This window comes from Streptomyces griseus (assembly GCF_001715295.1).
Lineage (GTDB): Bacteria > Actinomycetota > Actinomycetes > Streptomycetales > Streptomycetaceae > Streptomyces > Streptomyces griseus_G.
This window is the reverse complement of record NZ_MDKB01000002.1, coordinates 306,277-326,167: the sequence shown is the minus strand read 5'-3', so window position 1 is coordinate 326,167 and position 19,891 is coordinate 306,277. Positions and strand designations below refer to the sequence as shown.

The window sequence follows — 19,891 nt, the reverse complement described above, 5'->3', positions numbered from 1 at the left end:
GCTCTCCGGCCGTCCTCGCCGGCTTGCGTGACCTCACCGGGCACGCTCGTCCGCCAGCCGGGCCACATGAGCCGCGAAGTCCGCGAGCACCGGGTGATCGAGAAGGAGCTGGGCGGGGACGTCGACGCCCCACTCGCGGCGCACCGAGGCCGTCGCCAGCACCGCCTGGAAGGAATCGCCGCCCGCGGCGAAGAAGTCGTGGTCCGCCGCGGTCACCTCGATGCCCAGTGCGGCCGACCAGATCGCGGCGATGCGTCGCCGGTAGGGCGTGGTGGCGTCGTCCAGGGTCGGTTCGGCCGTCATCGGCCACCTCCGGTCGTCAGGGACCGCGCGACCGAGCTGCGGTCGATCTTGCCGCTCGGGGTATGGGGCAGTCCGGGGAGTACGGTCACCGAGGCGGGCACCGAGGCCTCCGGCAGCAGTTCGGCCAGCGCCGCGCGCAGGTCACCGGGTTCGGTCCCGCCGGGGCGCAGGGTGACGGCGGCCCGCAGCTGCCGCGAGCCGGGGACCGGCTCGACGGCGGTGCAGACCGCGGTGGCGACGCCCGGCTGGCGCATCAGGCAGGCCTCGATCTCCAGGAGGTTGACCCGGACACCGCGGATCTTGACGTCGTGGTCCAGGCGGTTGAGGAAGTGGACGAGGCCGTCCTCGACGCGTACCAGATCGCCGGTGCGGAACGCGCGGGTGTGTCCCTGGGGAGTGCGTGCGACGGTGACGAAGCGCTCGGCGTTCAGTTCCGGCCGGTCGAGGTAACCCAGGGAGACCGGGGCACCGGCCACCAGCAGTTCACCGGTGGCCGGGGACTCCGCGTCACCGGGGTCCACCAGCAGCTCGCAGCCCGGAAGCGGACGGCCGATGGGCGGCACGAGCGGCCAGTCGGCGGGGTCGCGGGGCAGCGTCCAGGCCGTCACCACGTGGGTTTCGGACGGCCCGTAGTGGTTCTTGAGCCTGGCCCCGGGGAGCGCCGTGAACAGTGCCTTGATCGGCGGTGTGCACAGCAGCTGTTCGCCCGCCGTGTTCACCTCCAGCAGGGAGAGTCCGAGGTCACCGTCGTGCGCCGAGGCCGCCACGGCCAGCATGTGCAGGGCGACGTAGGGAAGGAAGAGCCGCTCCACGGCGTGTTCCGCCAGCCACCCCACCAGGGTGAACGGATCGCGGCGCAGCGACTCGGGGGCGATGACGAGGGTGCCGCCGTCGCACAGGGTGCCCAGGATCTCCTGGAAACTCACGTCGAAGTTCAGGGGCGCGAACTGTGCGGTCCGCAGTGCCGGCCGGACGGAGTCGCCGCGCTGCCAGGCCACCAGGGGGTCGAGGCAACTGTGCTGGACGGTCACGCCCTTGGGCAGGCCGGTCGACCCCGAGGTGTAGATGACGTAGACCGGGAGGTCCGGCCGGCAGGCCACCGGGCGGAAGCCGTCGTTTCCGGCCCCGGCGGCGTCCTCGATGGCGAGGGCCGTGATCCCGGGTGCGGTCACCGGCGGGGGACCGTCGTGCAGCAGCAGGGTCGCGCCGCTGTCGCGCAGCATGAAGGCGAGGCGGCGTACCGGGTACGACGCGTCCAGCGGCACACAGGTGGCGCCGACGGCGAGGGTGGCCAGCAGGGCCGTGACGGTGGGTGCGCCGCGCGCGCCGGTCACCGCGACCCGGCTGCCCGGGCCGATGCCGTGGCGGCCGAGGGTCGCCGCGAGCGCGCCGACCCGGCCCCACAACTCTCCGTACGTCAGCCGGGTCGCCCCGTCGATCACGGCGAGCCCTCCGGGCCGCCGTTCCACCGCACGGACCAGCCCGTCGAGCAGGCATCCCGGCTCCGCGGTGCCGCCCCACAGCGTCGGTGGTCGTGCTGTATCCGCCTGCTCTGCTTGGCACATGTGGACTCCCAACGTGCGACGGCTGCCGTCACCGTCGTCGAGCGTGTTCGTGGCGGTTCGCTCGCGTGTCGCGAGGACCTCTGTCCTGACCGGGTCTCAGCTCCGCCGTCCGGGCAGCACGCGGCCCGTTCGCACGCCCTCCCGCCGGAGGGGACGGGGGAGGGGCGCACGGGGCGCGGTGGGACCGGCTCCCGTTCCCGGCGTGGTTCGTCGCGGGATCGTACCCACAGGTCCACCGCCCAGTGAAGGCCCGCACGACGAGCGTGAACACCGTGCGGGCGGACGCGCTCCACCCGGTGCCCCACGGACGTTGCCGGGGCGGGACGCGCGCCGTTACGGTCGCAGCCGTTCACGCCCAGAACCACCACCCTGAAGACTTCCGGAGGCTGCTTCGTGCGTTGGGACGATGTGTATGTGCGCTCCTGTGCCGTGGTCCTGGGGGAGCGCGAGCCGGTGGCGGACGCCGTGGCCGCCGGCCGGTACGACCCCGCCGTCCGTGAGGCGCACGACTACGCGTCGATAGCGGTCGCGAGCAGTGGTTGCGCCGCGGACATGGCCGTCGAGGCCGCGCGGAGGGCTCTGGCCCGGTCCGCCGCCGACCCGGCCGAGATCGGCCTGTTCGTCCACGCCTACGTGGACGGACAGGGCCCGGAGGGAGTCGCCGAACCGGCGTCCTACGTACAGGGCATGGCCCACGACGGCCGCGCTCGGGCCTTCGGGCTGCGGCAGGGGTGCAACGGGGCGCTCGCGGCGCTGGAGGTCGGCGCGATGTACGTCTCCGCCGGCCGTGCGGCGGTACTGACCTCGGCGGACATGTACGCGAGAGAGGGCGACCGGTACCGCGACGACCAGGGCGCGGTGGCCGCCGACGGGGCGACCGCCATGGTCGTGGGTGGCGGGAGCGGCGTCGCCCGGCTGCTCGCCACCGAGATCGTCGGGGACGGCAGGTTCAGTGGTCTCGCCGGACTCGACCCCGCCGGGTTCGAGGATCGCCGCGCGTACCTCCGTGCGCAGCGTGCCCGGATCATGTCGATGATGGGGACGATGGCCGAGGCGAAGCGTGACTGTGTGCGGGGCGCGCTCGCGGACGCCGGTCTCGAGGCCGGTGACATCACGCACTGGCTGCTGCCCTACACCGGGCGTTTCCTGGTCGAGGGGGACTTCCTCGCCGAGTTCGGGATCGACGAGAAGCGCACGACCTGGGAGCTGGGGCGCACCGTCGGTCATCTCATCAGCGGCGGCGACTCGTTCGTCGGACTGACCCACCTGCTGGAGACGGCGGCCGTCGAGGTGGGGGACCGCGTCGTCATGCTGGGCGACTCCACGGGGTTCAGTTTCGGCTGCGCCGTTCTGGAGGTCCTGGCCCGGCCGGCGTGGGAGGCCGACGGCTGACCCCGGGCGAGCAGGGCACCACCGGCCCACGACGAAGCACCCCCTCACCGCGCTCGGCGGACGAGGGGGTGCTTCGTCGTGGGGTCAGCCCGAACGCTGCGGCCCGAGCGCCGCTGCACGTTCCGTGATGACCGTGCCGACCTCGCTCCAGTGGCCGTCGAGGTAGAAGTGCCTGCCGGTGAAGACCCGCAGGCCGAACGGGCCGGCGGTGTGGCGTGCCCACCCACGGGCGTCGTCGACGGACACCACCGGGTCGTCGTCCCCGGTCAGCGACATGACCGGACAGGCCAGCACGGAGTCGTCACGTCGGTGGGACCGCAGCATCCGGTAGTCCGCGCGCAGCGTCGACAGCACCAGGGCACGCATGTCCGCGTTGTCCAGCAGTCCGGTGTCGGTGCCGTCCAGCCGGGCGAGGTCCGCCATCAGCTCCTCGTCGTCCCGCGGGCGTGTGTGCGGGGGGAGCGACCGGCCCGGTGGCCGCGCTCCGGACGCGAACAGCGCCAGCGGCGCGATCCCCTCGGCCTCCATGCGCTTGGCCACCTGGAAGCCCAGCAGCGCGCCCATGCTGTGCCCGAACAGCACCACCGGCCGGTCCGCCACCCGGCGCACCGCGTCGAGCGTGCGCTCGGTCAGCTCCGCGAAGTCGGTGACGTACCGTTCGCTGACGCGGTCCATCCGCCCGGGGTACTGCACGGCCAGCAGCTCGGCCGCGGGGGACAGCGCCGCCGCCAGGGGCCGGAAGTAGTGCGCCGACCCCCCGGCGTGCGGGAGGCATATCACCCGCACCGCCGCGTCGGACGCCGTCCCGAACCGGCGGATCCATTCGCCCCGTCCCATGACCATGACTCCTCGTTCGGTCGGCTCACGCACTGGTGAGCTGGGGGACGGCCGGTCCGGTGATCCTGCCGTCGGGAGCACGCCGGACCGCGCGGATGCCGGGCACCAGCGGGGTGAGGCCGCACGGGACGACGATCATCACCGTGGCGATCAGCAGAGCCTCGGCCTGACCCGCCTGGGCGGCGAGCGGGCCCACCAGAGCAAGGCCCAGCGGCGCGGCCACGGTGGAGATGAGCCAGTCGTAGGACTCGACCCGCGACATCACCTCGACGGGGATCAGCTGCTGCATCGACGCCTGCCACAGGGCGTCGAGGAACAGCGTGGACGCACCGCTGACGAAGGCCGACCCGACCACGCACCACAGCGGCATCGGCACGGCCAGTGCCAGCAGGGGCAGCGCGGTCAGGACCAGCGCGAGGTTACCGACGACCAGAGGGCGGCGCGGCTCCAGCTTCAGTGCGACGAACCCGCCCGTCAGGGCGCCGGCGGCGAAGCCCGACACGACGATGCCCCAGGCGGACGGGCCGCCGAGGGACTCGTTCGCGATCGCCGGACCGAGCACGTAGTAGGCCGCGACCGCGAGGTTCTGCAGCATGTGGACGATCATGTTGAGCCACAGCCAGCGCCGGACGGACAACTCGCGCCACCCGGTGCCCAGATCGCGCCAGAACGTCTCGGCCGCGGGAAGGGTGCGCGGTGCCAGCCGCAGCATCGCCAGCGAGACGGCACTGACGATGAACGTGACGGCGTCGGCCGCCAGGACCAGTCCCGGTCCCCACCAGGCGATCACCACGCCGGCCAGCGCCGGGCTCAGGACCGTGGAGGCGCTGATGCAGAACGACATCAGCGCGTTGCCGCGCTGGAGTTGTTCCGCGGGCATGATCTCCGCCATCAGCCCTCGGGACGCCGGGCCGAAGAACGCCTGGGCGCCACCGAAGATCGCGGCGCCGACGGCCAGATGCCACACGCCGGCCGTACCGGTCACCAGGAGTGCCGCCAGCACCAGCTGCGCGGCGGCGCGGATCAGGTCGGACGACAGCATCAGGACCTGGCGGCGCATCCGGTCCGCCCACACCCCGCCGATCAGCGAGAAGACGATCTGCGTCAGGACCTGCGCGGTCATGACCAGCCCGATGTCGGTCACCGAGCCGTCCACCGCCAGTACGGCGAAGATCAGCGCCACCTTGGTCATCCCGCCCCCGGCGGCCGAGACGGCCTGCCCGATCCACAGGATGCGGAACTCCCTTATGCGGAGCGGTTCCAGAGCGCGCGCCCGGGCGAGACGCTTGCTGCCGCTCCCGCTCCGGGCCATCAGTGTGCCTCCCGTCGGGTCGGGACGTGCCGGCAGCGAACGGGATCGACGCGCGGTGGGTTCACAAGCGGATTCCTGTCTGAGAACGCTGTCGTACCGACAGCCGGAACGGTCATGATCGTGCTCGTGCGGTCCGCCCGGCGACCGCGCGTACGGACTGTTCGAGGAGGGAGAGGCCCTCGGCGAGTTCGGCGTCGGAGGCGGTGAGCGGCGGCAGCAGTTTGACCACCTCGTCCCGCGGGCCGGCGGTCTCCACCAGCAGGCCCCGGGTGAACGCCTCACCGGCGACCTCGTCGGCCACCCCCTCTCCGGCCACCAGGCCCTGGATGAGACCGCGGCCGCGGACGGACATGCCGAGACCGGGGTGGGCCTGCACGATGTCCTGGAGGGCGTTCGCCGTCCACTCGCCCCTGGCGCGCGTCGACTTCTCGAGCGCGTCGTCCCGCCAGTAGGCGGACAGCGCGGCCGTGGCGGTGACGAACGCCGGGTTCACACCGCGGAACGTTCCGCTGTGGGCCCCCGGCCGCCAGACGTCCAGCTCCGGCCGGACCAGGGTGAGCGCGAGCGGCAGCCCGTATCCGCCGATCGACTTCGAGAGGCAGATCAGGTCCGGCACGATGCCCGCGTCCTCGAAGCTGAAGAACGGGCCGGTCCGGCCGCAGCCGGCCTGGATGTCGTCGACGATGAGCAGGATCTCGTGCCGGTGACACAGGTCCGCGAGCGCGCGCAGCCACTCGGCGCTCGCCACGTTCACCCCGCCCTCGGCCTGCACGGTCTCCACGATCACCGCGGCCGGCCGGTCCAGTCCGCTGCCCGGGTTGTCCAGGAGCCGCGCCAGGAAGTCCGGCCCCGGCCGGCCATCCTGGCCGTCGAACGGCACCGGAGTGGCCCCGGTCAGCGGTATCCCGGCGGCCCGGCGGTGGGCGGGGTTGCCCGTGACCGCGAGTGCGCCGAGCGTCGCCCCGTGGAACGAGTTGGTGAAGTGCACGACCTCGCTGCGGCCGGTGACCGTGCGGGCCAGCTTCAGAGCCGCCTCGACGGCGTTGGCGCCCCCGGGGCCAGGGAAGACCACTTTGTGGTCCAGGCCCCGTGGCCGCAGTACGACCTCGACGAGCGTGTCGAGCAGGTCGTGCCGTGCGGTGGTGAACATGTCGAGCGCGTGCGTGACGCCGTCGTTGCCGATGTAGTCGAGCAGCGCCCGCTTGAGCACCGGATTGTTGTGGCCGTAGTTCAGCGAACCCGCTCCGGCGAAGAAGTCGAGCCAGCTTCGTCCTTCATCGGTGTACAGGCGGCTGCCGGTCGCGCGGGAGAAGACGACCGGCCAACGCCTGCTGTAGGTACGCACGTTCGACTCGTGCTGGTCGAAGATGCTCATGGAAGCCCCTTCTGTGTACGAGGAGTGGCGCGACCGAGGGCCGGCCCTGGTCAGGAGACGTAGGAGTAGTACGAGCGCAGGCCCGGCATGAGCAGACCGCGCGGCAGACCGGCGACGACCCCGAGCGCGAACAGCGAGTTGTACCGCAGGTTCTTCAGCGGCATGCCTTCCCGCACCGCGGCGACGCCGCGCAGGGCGCTGGCCCGGTCGTGCCAGTCGATGTTGAAGGAGATCGACGCGCCCGGGGAGATCACCTTGTGCAGGGTCCCGGGCGGCATGTAGAAGACGTCGCCCGCCTCGACGTCGCACGTCAGTACCGTCGCGTCGCGGAAGTGCGGATACCGGTCGAGGTCGGGGTCCTCCGGATCGACCGCGGACCAACGCCATTTGTAGGTGTAGCACTTGCCGCGCTCGGCGTCGGCCACCATGACGAACCGCTTGGATCCCTGGACCTGGAAGAACAGGTTGTGCGTGAGCAGGGTGTCGAAGTGCAGCGGGGTCACCGCGCGCGCGGGGCCGACGAAGAACTGCGTGAACTGCCACCACTGCTCGCGGAAGAACGCCGGGAAGTAGTCGGCGGGGAACGGTTCCAGGTCGCGCCGGAGCTCCGGAAGCATGGAGAGCAGCGGTACGTCGTGCAGATAGCCGGGAGGATCGCCGACGTCGTCCCCCTGGGCGACCGACGCCTCCCACTCGGCGAGCTGACGGGCGTAGTCGCCGAGCCCGACGACGGCGGTGCGGCCCTTGGAGACCGTGCCCATCTTGACGCGTACCCGCTGCTCCGGTGCCACCGCGCCGAGGTGGGCGGCCGACCAGGTGGACACCGCGGGCATGTGTGCGGCCGCGCCCCGCATCACCACCGGCCTGCGCCCCATGTACGTGGAGCGGAACTCCTCCGGGCTCAGCTCGGTCCGCACATCCACGGGTACCGGTGGGGCCATCGTTGTCACTGACATCTCCTATTCGTCGTCCGCGCCGGCGGTACGGGCAGGGGCCGCCGGCGCCCGCACGGGTGCCGTGGTGACCGTCCGCGCCGGCCGCTGTCCAAGTGAGGCGCGGCACCGGTCGAACAGAGCAGGACCGCCGCCCGGGGAACGCCCTGTGTCCGGGCGGACCGCTTGGATGGCTTCCGCCCGGCTCGTAACCTTCCGGAGCGGGGAGCGCGAGTTCGGTGGTGGTGGTTACTCCAGCTCTTTTTCCGGGCCTGACGGAGTACCTGTACCGAGGTGCGAGCATTCCGACGCCCGGTCATATGGTCAAGGGAAATCGCGTGGTCCCCGCCGGTTGAGCACACGTCAATTCCGCTTTCTTGACACCCCTAATCGGCCTGGCCTAGCTTCCATCCGGTGGAACTGCCGGGAATGCATTTCCCGTCCGAACGGACGGGCTTCATTCGGATATCCGGCAGCCTCTCCCGCAGGCAGCACATCCCGCCCGTCCCTCACCGGGGCCGACAGTATGGGACCTCTATCCGATGTTTGACGACGAGAACACCCAGTACCTCGTGGTGATGAACGGCGAGGAGCAGTACTCGATATGGCCGGCGGTTCGTGACCTGCCGAACGGCTGGGCTTCGGTGGGTGACCCCCGCCCGCGACAGGAATGTCTCGATCACATTGAAAGAGTGTGGACCGACATGCGACCGAAGAGTGTGCGCAAGGCCCTCGAAAACTCCGGATCTCTCACTGCACAGGGAAGTCGAATGGTACTCTCGCAGCTGGTCGACGCCGACGACCTGAAGGCCATGTCGCCCGAGGAACTCCGTAATATGCTGGCCAGCCTCGACGACGACGTGATCTACGGCGACGACGGGAACACCATCGAGCCCAACCCGGGTAACGGGGCGGCTTGAGCACTGTCCCGCAATTCCCGGCGGGCGCACGACGACAGCTACGGCACCTCGCCGCGTCGTCGGAACACCCGGATGAATCCAGCAGGCGGAGGTCCCTCCGCCGTGCGATGCACCGTATCCGGCATCGCGCGCCGATCCACCGGGAATTCCGGGACAGTCCTGAGCCGGCACGTCCGGCTCGCGTTCCGTGACGCATGCACGCGTCCCTCCTCCGCACGTCACCGGCCCACTGTTCTCCGAGAAAAGTGACATGACGTCTGCTGCCCTGAATTCCGTTTCCGCCGTGGTCGACCACGTCTTCGAGCGCTATCCGCAGGTGGCTCGGCGGGCGGGCCGTCACGATTTCGACGCCCGGCTGCCGGCGGTACTGCCCGACGCGCTCCACGATGTGGACCGTCTGCTGACGGCGGTCCGTGCGCAGCTCGACATCCTGCCCGAGCACGCGGATCCGGAGGTGCGGGCGGACCTCGGCACGGCGATGCGGGTCCTCACCGACGAGCGGTTCCGCATCGCCGAGCTCGGCCGGCCTCACCGCGGGCCCGAGCTGTGGCTCGCCGAAGCCGACGTCCACGGGTACCTGCGGGGCGACTACGCGCCGCTCGACGAACGCGTCGGGGCGCTGTCCCGCCATCTGGCGGGGCTGCCGGACTTCCTCGCCGCGGCGCAGGAAACGTTCGGCGGTGCCCTGCCCGCGGGCGAACGGATCAGCGGCGTCGAGAACGCCAGGGCCCGCGCGGCGTCCGTGCCGAACCTCGCGGCCCAACTCGTCGCGGCCCACCCGGAGGTGGCCGGCGACTCGCTGCTGCGGCTGGCCGACGCGGCCCGCTTGGCGTTCCTGGGCTTCGCGGACGCCGTCGCGGCCACCCGCCCGACCCGGGCGGTCCACGGTCCCGAGCGGCTCGCCGCCTACCTGGAGGCGGCCGAGGGGATCGACATCCCGGTGGAGGAACTGCTCGCCGAGGCCGAGGCCGAGGTGCGCCACCTGGCCGCCCGCCTCGACGCGCTCGCCGCACGACTGGGGGTGAGCTGCCGGGAGGAGGCGTACGGGCTCATGAGTGCGCGGCTGCCCGCCGGATCGGTGGTCACCACGCTGTCGGGGATCATCGAGCGGCTGCGGGAGTTCTGGGCCGAGCAGGACGTCGTGACCCTCACCGACCGGTACGGTCTCGACATCCGTCCCGCCCGCGACGCAGCCACCTCCGCCGCGGTCGTCTTCGACCACGCCGGTGCCCTCGAACCGGAGCCGCAGCCGCATGTGCTGCACGTTCCCGAGCCGCGCGACCCCGCCGCACTGCGCGACTACCTCAACGAGCCGATGCTCGAGATCATCGCCGTGCACGAAGCCGTGCCCGGCCACTACCTGCACCACGAAGCCACTCCCCGGCAGGCCGGCCTGATCCGCAGGTGCGTGCCCTGGTTCCCCGGGACCACCGAGGGATGGGCCCACTACGCGGAGGAGCTGGCGATCGAACGCGGCCTCGCCGAAGGCCGCCCGCTCGTCGAGGTCGCCGCTCTGCGCCACGCGCTGGAGGCGGCCACCCGCCTGCTGGTGTTCCTCTCCGTCCACTCGGGCCGGCGGAAGTTCGGCGAGGCCGCCGCCGAGGCCGCCACGCTGTGCGCGTGGTCGCCCGAGCGAGCCGGCCGCGAGGTGCTGGCCGTCGTCGCGCACCCCGCCGGCGCCATGTACACCCTCGGCAAGCTCCACATCCGGCGGTGGCGCGAGTGGGCCGGCGTGAGCGATTCGGCCGCGGAACTGAAGTCCTTCCACGACCGGTTGCTGCGCTGCGGCAGCGCGCCCCTGTCCGCCGTACGGCGCTACCACCTCGACGGCCGGCTCGTTCCGGCCGCATCCACCACCACGACATAAGGAGAATCCGTGACTCAGCTGACGGCTGAACCGACCCTCGCCGAGGCACTCCCCGCGGACTACTGGGTCACCATCCCCGCCGGCCCCTTCACGATGGGCTCCGACGAGCTGCGCGAGGACGGCAAGCCGCGCGCCGCCGCCCCCGAGCACCAGGTCGACGTGGCCGAGTTCCGTATGGCCAAGTACCCGGTGACCGTGGCCGAGTTCCGCCGCTTCGTCGAGGCGACGGGCCATGTGACCGACGCGGAGAAGAAGGGCAGGAGCTGGGTCTGGATCGGCGACCCGAGCGTCGTCGTCCCGGACCAGGACTACCTGTGGAAGAACATCGACGGCGCGTCCTGGCGCACCCCCCACGGCCCGGATTCCACCCTGGAGGGCAAGGACGACCACCCGGTCACCCATGTCAGCTCCCTCGACGTCGCCGCCTACTGCGCGTGGTCCGGAACCCGGCTGCCGACCGAGGCCGAGTGGGAGAAGGCCACCCGCGGCACCGACGGCCGCCGTTACGCCTGGGGCGACGAGGAGCCCACCGCCGAGCACTGCAACCACACCATGAACGTGGCCGACACCACCCCCGTCGACGCCTACCCGCAGTCGGCCGGACCGTACGGCGTCGTGGACCTCACCGGCAACGTCTGGGAGATCACCGCCAGCGCCTTCCACCACTACCCGTACGACGCGGACAAGCCCGGTCGCGTCATCAGGACGAAGGAGGGAGAGGTCGAGCTGGGCGTGATCCGCGGCGGTTCGTTCTACAACAACTGCGACCCCCGCGGCTGCCTGGCGTGGGTGCGGATCTACAACCTGCCCGACTACAGCTGCTACGACATGGGCTTCCGTGTCTGCGCGCGTTGACCAAGGACGCACAGACAGGCAGCTGCTCGCCCGGGTGGACACGCTCCTGGGCGATCTGCCCAGGACGCCGGTCGTGCGGCTGCCGCACCCGGGTCTCCAGCTCTACGCCAAGATGGAGCTGGAGAACCGGACGGGCAGTGCGAAGGACCGGGCCGCGATCTGGATCCTGCGCGAAGCGGTGCGGCGCGGTGAGATCACCCGCACCACGACCGTGGTCGAGTCGTCGTCCGGCAACTTCGCCTTGGCCCTCGCCTCGTTCCTGAACGAACTGGGCGTGCCGTTCGTACCGGTGCTGGACCCGAACGTGAACGCGGCCACCGAGCGGACGCTGCGGAGGCTGTGCGCGCGGGTGGAGAAGGTCACCGAGCCCGACGGCACCGGCGGCTATCTGCTGAGCCGGCTCGCACGGGTCGGGGGGCTGCGCGCGGAACTCCCGGACGTGTACTGGCCGAACCAGTACGCGAACGCGGACGGCGCGCACGGCCACTACGAGCTGACGGCGCGGGAGTTGCTCGAGGACGTCGGCCGGATCGACTACCTCTTCGTGGGTGTCGGCACCGGCGCGACCATCAGCGGGCTCTCGCGCCGGCTCGGCGAGGAGTACCCGGACGCCACCGTGGTCGCCGTCGACGTCGAGGGCTCGGCCATCTTCGGCGCCCCGGCGGCCCGCCGGCGCATCCCGGGCATCGGCTCCAGCATCCGGCCCCCGCTGATCGACGACGCGTGGATCAAGCACGTGGTGGTGCTGTCCGAGCGGGACGAAGTGACGGGCTGCCGGGATCTGCTGCGCGATCACGGGATCTACGCGGGCGGGTCCACCGGCTGCGTCTACGCCGCGATCACGCGCTACTTCGACGGACACGACGGCCCCGAACCGGTGGTGGCATTCCTGTGCGCCGACAGCGGCAACCCGTACGCCGACACGGTCTACGCGGATCAGTGGGTCGCCGACCACCTCACACCGGCAGCAACCGAGGGAGCATGAGCGTGACGACGAGCACGTGGACGCCGCCACCCGCCGACGAGGCCGCGCTGACCGAATGGCTGCGCGCCCGCGACCCGGTCACCCGTGCCCCGGGAAACGGCGGCTGGCACGTCTTCGGCTACCCCGAGGTCAAGGAGGTGCTCGCCGACCACGGTTCGTTCTCCAACTCCGTGGTGCGGCCGGTGCCCGAGGACTCCCCGATGCGCCTCTACCGCACCGGCAACCTGACCTGGATGGACCCGCCCCGCCACCGCAACCTGCGGGGCCTGGTGAGCCAGGCGTTCACGCCGCGGTGGGCCGCCGGGCTCGAACCGATGATCCACGAGACCGTCGGGACCTTCCTGGCCCGCCTGCGCGGCCGTGAGGAGGTGTCCTTCGTAAGGGAGTTCGCCTCACCGGTCGTGGCCACGGTCATCGCCCGCATGCTCGGCGTACCCGAGAAGGGGCAGCGGCTCTTCCAGGAGTGGTCGAGGAGTCTGCTGGCGCTCGCCGACCCGAGTGCCGAGGGCAACGGGCTGCAGAAGGTGCTCTCCCTCACCCAGGTCGCCGAGGCGTATCTGCACCAGTTCGTCGCCGCGCGGCGTGCCGCCCCCACCGACGACCTGACCAGCAAGCTCATCGCGGCCGAGATCGACGGCGAACATCTCGGCGACGACGAGACCGCCGGGCTGATCGCCCTGCTGATGTCCACCGGCCAGGCCGCGACCATCACCCTCGTGAACGCGGTGATCGTCCTCGGCCGCCACCCCGAGGCCGTCGCCACGCTGAGGGCCCGGCCGGACCTGCTCGACCCGGCCGTCGGGGAGGTCATGCGCTACCGCTCGGAGACCACCCGGGTGGAACGCCGGACCGTCCGGGACGTCGTGATCGGTGGACACGTGATCCCGGCCGGCGAATCGGTGTCGGTCTGGATCGCGGCCGCCAACCGGGACCCGCGGATCTTCGACGACCCCCATGTCTTCGACATCGAGCGCCCGGCCAATCCGCACATCGCCTTCGGGCACGGCATCCACTACTGCCTGGGCGCACCGCTGGCGCGCCTGGAGATCCGCATCGCCTTGCGTGCACTGCTCGATTCCACCCTCGACTTCACGGTCGACCCGGCGGGCACCCGCCTGCTCGACCCACGTCTCATGTTCGGCGCGAGTGAGGCGGCCGTCCGGTTCGCATGGAAGGAAACGCAATGACGGGGTTCGTCCCGGGCGGGCTGGTCGCACGGCTCGCCGCACACGCGCAGGAGTCGGCCGGCAAGCCGGCGCTGTCCATCGCGTCGCTCGGCGGCGGCCCACGCGTCGATCTGACCTACGGACAGCTGTGGGGCCGCTCGCTCGCGGTGGCCCGCGCCCTCACCGAGCGGGTACGGCCCGGCTCGCGCGTCCTGCTGCTGTTCCCCACCGCACCCGAGTTCGCCCCCGCCTTCCTCGGCTGTCTGGCCGCGGGGGTGATCGCCGTGCCCGTACCGCTGCCGGTCGACGACGGCACCCGGCGCCGCGTGCTCAACGTGGCCAGGAACTGCGACGTGTCGCTCGTCGTCTCGCTGTCGTTCGTCCGGGATCTCGCTCTGGCCGGGGACGACGCGGAGCTGCGGGCTTTCGCCGAGGCCCAGGAGTGGCTGCTCGCCGATCTGATCGAGCCCTCCACCGCCGACGACGGCGCGGACCTGCCGACGGCGGCCGCCGGCGACATCGCCTTCCTCCAGTACACGTCCGGCTCCACCAGTACCCCCCGCGGTGTCGTCGTGACCCACGGCGCGCTGATGCACAACGAGGCGGCCATCCAGCGGTCGTTCGGCGTCACGCCGGACTCCACGATCGTCAGCTGGCTGCCCCTGCACCACGACATGGGTCTCATCGGCGCGATGCTGCAGCCCCTCCACACCGGTGCCAGGGGCGTCATCCTCGACCCGTTGTCGTTCATCCGGCGCCCCGCGAGCTGGCTGGAGACCATCAGCGCCGAGGGGGCCGACATCAGCGGCGGCCCGAACTTCGCCTACGACCTGTGCGTGCGCAAGGTCACCGAGGAGGAGAAGGCCGGGCTCGACCTGTCCCGCTGGCGCGTCGCGTTCAACGGTGCCGCCCAGGTCTACCCACGAACCCTGCGCGCCTTCACCGAGGCGTTCCGTGACACCGGGTTCCGCTCCTCGGCGCATCTGCCCTGCTACGGCCTGGCCGAATCGACGCTGCTGGTCACGACCGTGGCCCCGGCCGTTGCCCGGACCTTCGCGGACGGCCGGGAGCTGACCGCCTACCGGCTGCCCGACCACGCCGACGTGCGGATCCTCGCCCAGGACGGCGACACCACGCTCGACGCCGGCCAGGTCGGCGAGATCGCCGTGGCGAGCGAGAGCAACGGTGACGGCTACTGGGGCGGGAAGAGCTTCGGGACCCATCTGCGCACCGGTGACCTCGGCTTCCGCGACAACGATGAACTGTTCGTGGTGGGCCGCGCCAAGGACCTCGTCGTCCAGCGCGGCCGCAACATCTACCCCGAGGACCTGGAGGCCGACGCGGGCACCTGCCACCCCGAGGTCCGGCCCGGACGCTGCGCCGTCTTCGGCGTCGACCACGACGGCGACGAAGCGGTCGTGGTCTGCCAGGAGGTCGGCGCCCGCACCCCCGCCTCGCGGTACGCGGAGATCGCCACCCGGATCCGCGCCACCCTGTCGCGCGTCCATGGCGTCACCGCCCGCACCGTCCTGATCGTGCCGCCCGGCACCCTCACCAAGACCTCCAGCGGCAAGGTCCAGCGGTACGCGGCCCGCCGGCGCCACCTCGACGCCGTACTGCCCGTCCTGCACGACGACACGCTGGACGGGCGCGCGTCCTCGCTCACGAACCTGCTGACGGGCCACTCCCTGACCGACGCGCTGCGCCTGCACATCGGCTCCCTGCTCGGTCTCGCACAGCCCCCGTCGGCCGACGCCGCCCCCGCCGACCTCGGCGCCGACTCGTTGACCGCGGTCCGTCTGCGGCACGACCTGGAAGAGGCGCTCGGGGTCGTCCTGTCGCCCACCGTCGCCCTGCGCGCGGAGTCCATCGCCGGGCTCGCCGCCGCGGCGTCGGCCGCCGCGGCCGCCCCGGCGCCCCCCGCCCCCGCGGCCGACGGCGGTTACGTGCTCACCCCCTCCCAGCGTGCCCTGTGGTTCCTGCACCGGGCGGTACCGGACAGCGGCGACTACAACGTCACGCGCGCCTTCCGGGTCACCGGAACCGTCGACGCCGGGGCCTTCCGCACGGCACTGCGCGCCGTGGCCACCCGCCATCCGAGCCTGCGTCTGGCGATCACCACGCGTGACGGCGCCCCGCACGCGGACGTGCGCGACACCGGCGCTCCCGAGGTCGAGGTCACGGACGGGCGCGGCTGGACCGACGAGCGGACCGCGGCCTGGTACCGCGACATCGCGACCCGCCCGTTCGACCTCGGCGCCGGCACCCCGCTGCGCGCGGCGCTGCTGCGGCGGGCCGACGACTGGCTGTTCGCGCTGTCCCTGCACCACATCGTGTGCGACGTGTCGTCCTTCGCGATCGTCGCCGCCGACCTGGCGTCCGCACTGCGCGGCGAGCACGCCGACCCCCACACGCTGCCGGCCCCCGTCGCGCCCGTCGAGCACGGTGACTTCTGGCGGTCCGAGCTCGACGGCGAACTTCCCACCCTCACCCTGCCCGACCTCGGCCCTTCCCGGGCCGGAGCACCCCGCGAGTCCCTGGCCTTCCGGGTGCCCGGCACCCGGCTGGCCGAGTACGCCCGCGCGCACGGGCTGACGCTGCACAACCTCCTGCTCGCCGCGTACCAGAACCTGCTGCACCGGCTGTCGGGCCAGCACGACCTGATCGTCGGCGTACCCACCGCCGGCCGCACCGACCGGTCGCTGGCCGGATGGGTCGGCCACCTGGTCAACGTGGTCCCGGTGCGCTCCACCCACCGCCCGCAGACGCCGTTCGCCGAGTTCGCCGCGGCGACCCACCGTCACGTCCTCGACGTGCTGGACCACGCGGACACGCCGCTGGCCGACATCGTGCGGCTGGTCAACCCCGACCGGGACACCGCCTCCGCCACGGTCTTCCAGGCCATGTTCACCTGCTACACGGCTTCCCTGCCCGGCGCGGCCGGCCTGGTGACGGGAGACGAGCACGCGGAGCTCGCGGCGGGCGCCGTCGTCCTGCACGGCCACGCCGTCCCCGACCACACCACGCAGTCCGACCTCGGGCTGAACGTGGCGATCCGCGACGACGTGCTGGACTTCCAGCTGCAGTACGACCCCGCATCGGTCTCCCGGGGCCAGGCCGAGCTGGTGGCCAGGACCCTGCCGGTGCTGCTCGCCGGCGTCGGCGCGGCGACACCCGGCCCACCGCCCCTGCTGGCCGAGGACGAGGCCGCCGCGCTGATCGCCCGGGGGACCGGTCCGGACGTGCCGCGCCCGGGGAACTACCTCGACTCCTTCGAGTCCTGGGTGGACCGCGCCCCCCACGGCATCGCCGTCGACGACGGACGGGTCCGGCTGACCTACGCCGAGCTGGACGCCCGTGCGAACCGCGCGGCCGAGCGGCTGCGGGCCGCCGGTGTGGCCACCGACCGCACCGTCGTGATGAGTGCCGACCGCTCCGCCGACTACCTGGTGGCCCTGGTCGCCCTGCACAAGGCCGACGGCGCCTACGTGCCGATCAGCCCGCGCGAAGCGCCCCGGCGGGCCGAGGCGATGGTCGACGCGGTCGGCCCCACCGTCATCGTCGCCGGACCCTCGGGCCGCCATCTGTTCGGCGACCGTGAGGTGTTCGACCTCGCCGACCTGGTGTCGGGCACCACCGCTGTCCGGCCGCCGCGCCTCTGCCACGACCACGCCACCTCGACGATCATCCACACCTCCGGGTCCACGGGTGTGCCCAAGGCCGCCGTCTCCACCAACTACGGCGTCACGAACCACATGTGGCAGATGGCCGAGCAGTTCGGGCTCACCGAGCACGACTGCGTGGCGCAGACCGCCCCGGTCTCCTTCGACATCTCCGTATGGCAGTTGCTGACCCCGCTGATGACCGGTGGTCGCGTACGGATCGTGCCCGAGCCGGACTCGCAGTCCCCCGCGAGCCTGCTGAGGGCCGTCGTCGACGGCGGCGTGACCATGCTGGAGCTCGTGCCGTCCAACATGATGGCGCTGCTCGACGCGGGCTTCGCCGCGACGCCGGGCGCCCTGCGGGTGATGCTGTCCACGGGCGAGAGCCTCACCCACGACGTGCTGCGCCGCTGGATCCGGGAGTTGCCCGGCATCCCGGTGTTCAACGCCTACGGCCCCGCCGAGTGCACCGACGACGTCACCGCCGGACTGTGCGCCGCCGGCCCCGGCGCGCCGATGACCACCGCGGTCGGCCGGCCGCTCGCCAACACCACCGTGCACGTCCTCGACGAGTACCTGCGGCCGGTGCCGCCCGGCGTGGTCGGCCTGCTGCACATCGGCGGCGGGGCGGTCGGCCGCGGCTACCGGGGGAACCCGAGGCGGACCGCCGAGATGTTCGTGCCGGACCCCTACGCGCCCGGCCCCGGCGGCCGGCTCTACCGCACCGGCGACCTCGGCCGCGTCGACGCCGCCGGTGATCTGGAGTTCCTCGGCCGCGCCGACACCCAGATCAAGATCCGCGGCCAGCGGATCGAGGTCGGTGAGGTCGAGACCGCGCTGCGCCGGTGCCCCGGCGTCGTCGAGGCCGCGGTGAAGGTCCACCACGGGCCCGCGGGTGCCTCGCTCGTCGGGTACGTGTCCCGCCCCGGCGGGCCGCAGGGCCCGGCGACGGTACTCGGCCCGGACGAGGACGAACACGTCCGCGCCCTCCTCGCCGACCTGCTGCCCCGGCACATGATCCCCACGATCATCGCCGAGTTCGGCCGACTGCCCCGCTCCAGGAACGGGAAGGTGGACCACCGGTCGCTGTCGTTCACCGCCCCTACGGCCACGCCGGCCACGGCCGACCTGGACGACCCGCTCGCCGCGACCGTCCGGACCCTGTGGGCGGACCTGCTGGAAGTCGACACGATCGGCCGGGACGACAGCTTCTTCCAGCTCGGCGGCCATTCACTGCTCGCGCTCGCCATGATCGACCGGGTCAACGCCCTGCTGGACGTGCGGCTGGTGGTCGACGTCGTCTTCGCCCACCCGCGGCTGCGGGACTTCGTCGACGCCGTGCGCGCGGCCGACCCGGCCACCGCCGGCCGGGTGCGGGACCGGGTCCCCGCGGACCCGTCGCGACCGGTCCCCGCCAGCGCCGCACAGCAGCGCTTCTGGTTCCTGCGCGAGATCGACCCCGACGCACCCACGTACAACATGCCCGGCGTCCTGCGGATGCGCGGCGACCTGCACGCGGACGCCCTGGAGGCGGCGCTGCGCGACACCCTGGTCGCGCACCCGGTGCTGCGGGCCAGGTTCGCCACCACCGGCGGCGAACTCACCTGGAGCGCCCGCCCGGTCGAGGAGTTCGAACTCGGCCGCGTGGACCTGCGGGGCCCGGTGACCGAACTGGGGGACGAGGTGTTCGACCGGCTCGTCGAGGACGAGGCCGCGGTCGTGGCCGACCTGCGCCGGGAGCTGCCGTTCCGTGCGCTGCTCGCACGGCTCGGGGAACGGGACTGGGCCCTGTTCGTCAACGTCGACCACATCGTGTGCGACGGCTGGTCCGTCGGGGTGTTCCTGCGCGAGCTGGCCGACCGCTACGACGGCCGGCGGCCGGCGGCCGCCGACTACGGGTTCGCGGACTACTGCCTCGACGAGCGCGCCTGGTGGGACGGGCGCGACCGCGGGGAGACCGCGGCCCTGTGGCGGGAGGTGGCGGCACGTCCGGCCAGGCGGTCCGCGCTGCCCGACCGGGCCGTGCCGGCCGGGCCCGGCGAAGCGCCGTCCGCCGGACACCGCGACGCGTTCGACGCGGACCTCGGCGCGGCGGTGCGCGACCTCGCCCTCCGCACCCACACCACCCCGTACATGGTGTTCGCGACCGCTCTGGCCGCGCTCACCCACAGCGGGACGGAGGAGCGTGAGCAGATCATGCTCGGCACCCTGATCGCCCAGCGCGACCGGCCCGAGTGGCGCCGGATCGTCGGCCCGCTGCTGAACGTGTCGGTGCTGGCCGTGGACCTGGCCCCGGCCGACCCGCCGGACCGGGCGCTGGCCGCGGTCCGGGCGGGCGCCCTGCGGGCCTACCGGTCCGCGCACGTGCCCTTCCAGGACCTGGCGCCGCTCCTCGCGCCGGCCGCCGGCGGCGACGGATCGCCGTTCGACGTGATGCTCGTGATGCAGCCGCCGTCCCGGCCCCTCGAACTGACCGGTCTCGACGTGACGGTGACCGATCTGGACATCGCCGCGGCCCCGTACCCGCTGCTGATCGACATCGAGGAGCGGGACAGCGGCTACCGGGTGACCTACCGCTACCGGACCGACCGGTTCGACGCGGCGGGCATCGAGGACCTGGCCCGCCGGCTGCGTGCCACGGTGCGCGCGCTGGCCGGTGCCGACGCGGCGTCCCTGGCCGAGCTGCTTCCCGTACGCGATCTGGTGGAGAGGACCTGATC

13 protein-coding genes are annotated in these 19,891 nt (G+C 72.4%); 7 read left to right on the top strand and 6 right to left on the bottom strand.

What is annotated here, in order from left to right; translation table 11 throughout:
• Positions 1-33: 33 nt before the first annotated feature.
• Both BA175_RS07965 and BA175_RS07960 read right to left on the bottom strand, forming a co-directional pair.
• On the bottom strand, positions 34-303 hold the full coding sequence (locus BA175_RS07965) for a phosphopantetheine-binding protein (protein ID WP_069170590.1): 270 nt from the start codon (positions 301-303) through the stop codon (positions 34-36).
• Positions 300-1,868 carry an AMP-binding protein gene (locus BA175_RS07960; RefSeq protein ID WP_069170589.1) on the bottom strand — a complete coding sequence of 523 codons (1,569 nt, stop codon included), beginning with the start codon at positions 1,866-1,868 and terminating at the stop codon, positions 300-302. Before BA175_RS07960 ends, BA175_RS07965 begins: the two co-directional genes overlap by 4 nt.
• Positions 1,869-2,282: 414 nt before the next feature.
• On the opposite strand from BA175_RS07960, the gene BA175_RS07955 reads away from it, so the two are divergent.
• Entirely contained in the window at positions 2,283-3,260 is a 978-nt protein-coding gene (locus BA175_RS07955; protein ID WP_079159448.1) for a 3-oxoacyl-[acyl-carrier-protein] synthase III C-terminal domain-containing protein, read from the top strand.
• Positions 3,261-3,344: 84 nt separating this feature from the next.
• Here BA175_RS07955 and BA175_RS07950 read toward each other — a convergent pair whose 3' ends face one another.
• The 4 genes from BA175_RS07950 to BA175_RS07935 all read right to left on the bottom strand — a co-directional run bounded on the left by BA175_RS07950 (position 3,345) and on the right by BA175_RS07935 (position 7,725).
• On the bottom strand, positions 3,345-4,097 hold the full coding sequence (locus tag BA175_RS07950) for a thioesterase II family protein (RefSeq protein WP_254667833.1): 753 nt from the start codon (positions 4,095-4,097) through the stop codon (positions 3,345-3,347).
• Positions 4,098-4,122: 25 nt separating this feature from the next.
• The gene (locus BA175_RS07945) at positions 4,123-5,409 is read right to left on the bottom strand and encodes an MFS transporter (protein ID WP_069170586.1); all 1,287 of its coding nucleotides are present in this window, start codon (positions 5,407-5,409) and stop codon (positions 4,123-4,125) included.
• Positions 5,410-5,521: 112 nt separating this feature from the next.
• A complete protein-coding gene (gene ectB / locus BA175_RS07940; RefSeq protein ID WP_069170585.1) occupies positions 5,522-6,784 on the bottom strand; it encodes a diaminobutyrate--2-oxoglutarate transaminase in 1,263 nt (420 codons plus the stop codon).
• A gap of 50 nt (positions 6,785-6,834) precedes the next feature.
• A complete protein-coding gene (locus BA175_RS07935) occupies positions 6,835-7,725 on the bottom strand; it encodes a cupin-like domain-containing protein (RefSeq protein ID WP_069170584.1) in 891 nt (296 codons plus the stop codon).
• 533 nt (positions 7,726-8,258) lie between these two features.
• Here BA175_RS07935 and BA175_RS32205 point away from each other — a divergent pair.
• The 6 genes from BA175_RS32205 to BA175_RS07910 all read left to right on the top strand — a co-directional run bounded on the left by BA175_RS32205 (position 8,259) and on the right by BA175_RS07910 (position 19,889).
• Entirely contained in the window at positions 8,259-8,636 is a 378-nt protein-coding gene (locus BA175_RS32205; RefSeq protein WP_079159446.1) for an MbtH family protein, read from the top strand.
• 250 nt (positions 8,637-8,886) lie between these two features.
• Positions 8,887-10,503, top strand: a complete 1,617-nt coding sequence (locus BA175_RS07930; protein ID WP_079159445.1) for a DUF885 family protein — start codon at positions 8,887-8,889, stop codon at positions 10,501-10,503.
• Positions 10,504-10,512: 9 nt separating this feature from the next.
• Positions 10,513-11,358 carry a formylglycine-generating enzyme family protein gene (locus BA175_RS07925; RefSeq protein WP_079159444.1) on the top strand — a complete coding sequence of 282 codons (846 nt, stop codon included), beginning with the start codon at positions 10,513-10,515 and terminating at the stop codon, positions 11,356-11,358.
• Positions 11,342-12,343 (top strand): 2,3-diaminopropionate biosynthesis protein SbnA, encoded by a 1,002-nt coding sequence (gene sbnA, locus BA175_RS07920; protein WP_254667832.1) that lies wholly within the window; start codon positions 11,342-11,344, stop codon positions 12,341-12,343. Before BA175_RS07925 ends, sbnA begins: the two co-directional genes overlap by 17 nt.
• A gap of 2 nt (positions 12,344-12,345) precedes the next feature.
• Positions 12,346-13,530 carry a cytochrome P450 gene (locus tag BA175_RS07915; protein ID WP_069170582.1) on the top strand — a complete coding sequence of 395 codons (1,185 nt, stop codon included), beginning with the start codon at positions 12,346-12,348 and terminating at the stop codon, positions 13,528-13,530.
• On the top strand, positions 13,527-19,889 hold the full coding sequence (locus tag BA175_RS07910) for a non-ribosomal peptide synthetase (RefSeq protein WP_069170581.1): 6,363 nt from the start codon (positions 13,527-13,529) through the stop codon (positions 19,887-19,889). The genes BA175_RS07915 and BA175_RS07910 overlap by 4 nt, the downstream gene beginning before the upstream one ends.
• The last annotated feature ends 2 nt before the right edge of the window (positions 19,890-19,891 follow it).

Bases quoted from the DNA above. Each gene is read 5' to 3' on its own strand.
- BA175_RS07965 (WP_069170590.1), bottom strand. From the start codon at position 303: ATGACGGCCGAACCGACCCTGGACGACGCCACCACGCCCTACCGGCGA.
- BA175_RS07960 (WP_069170589.1), bottom strand. From the start codon at position 1,868: ATGTGCCAAGCAGAGCAGGCGGATACAGCACGACCACCGACGCTGTGG.
- BA175_RS07950 (WP_254667833.1), bottom strand. From the start codon at position 4,097: ATGGGACGGGGCGAATGGATCCGCCGGTTCGGGACGGCGTCCGACGCG.
- BA175_RS07945 (WP_069170586.1), bottom strand. From the start codon at position 5,409: ATGGCCCGGAGCGGGAGCGGCAGCAAGCGTCTCGCCCGGGCGCGCGCT.
- ectB (WP_069170585.1), bottom strand. From the start codon at position 6,784: ATGAGCATCTTCGACCAGCACGAGTCGAACGTGCGTACCTACAGCAGG.
- BA175_RS07935 (WP_069170584.1), bottom strand. From the start codon at position 7,725: ATGGCCCCACCGGTACCCGTGGATGTGCGGACCGAGCTGAGCCCGGAG.
- BA175_RS32205 (WP_079159446.1), top strand. From the start codon at position 8,259: ATGTTTGACGACGAGAACACCCAGTACCTCGTGGTGATGAACGGCGAG.
- BA175_RS07930 (WP_079159445.1), top strand. From the start codon at position 8,887: ATGACGTCTGCTGCCCTGAATTCCGTTTCCGCCGTGGTCGACCACGTC.
- BA175_RS07910 (WP_069170581.1), top strand. From the start codon at position 13,527: ATGACGGGGTTCGTCCCGGGCGGGCTGGTCGCACGGCTCGCCGCACAC.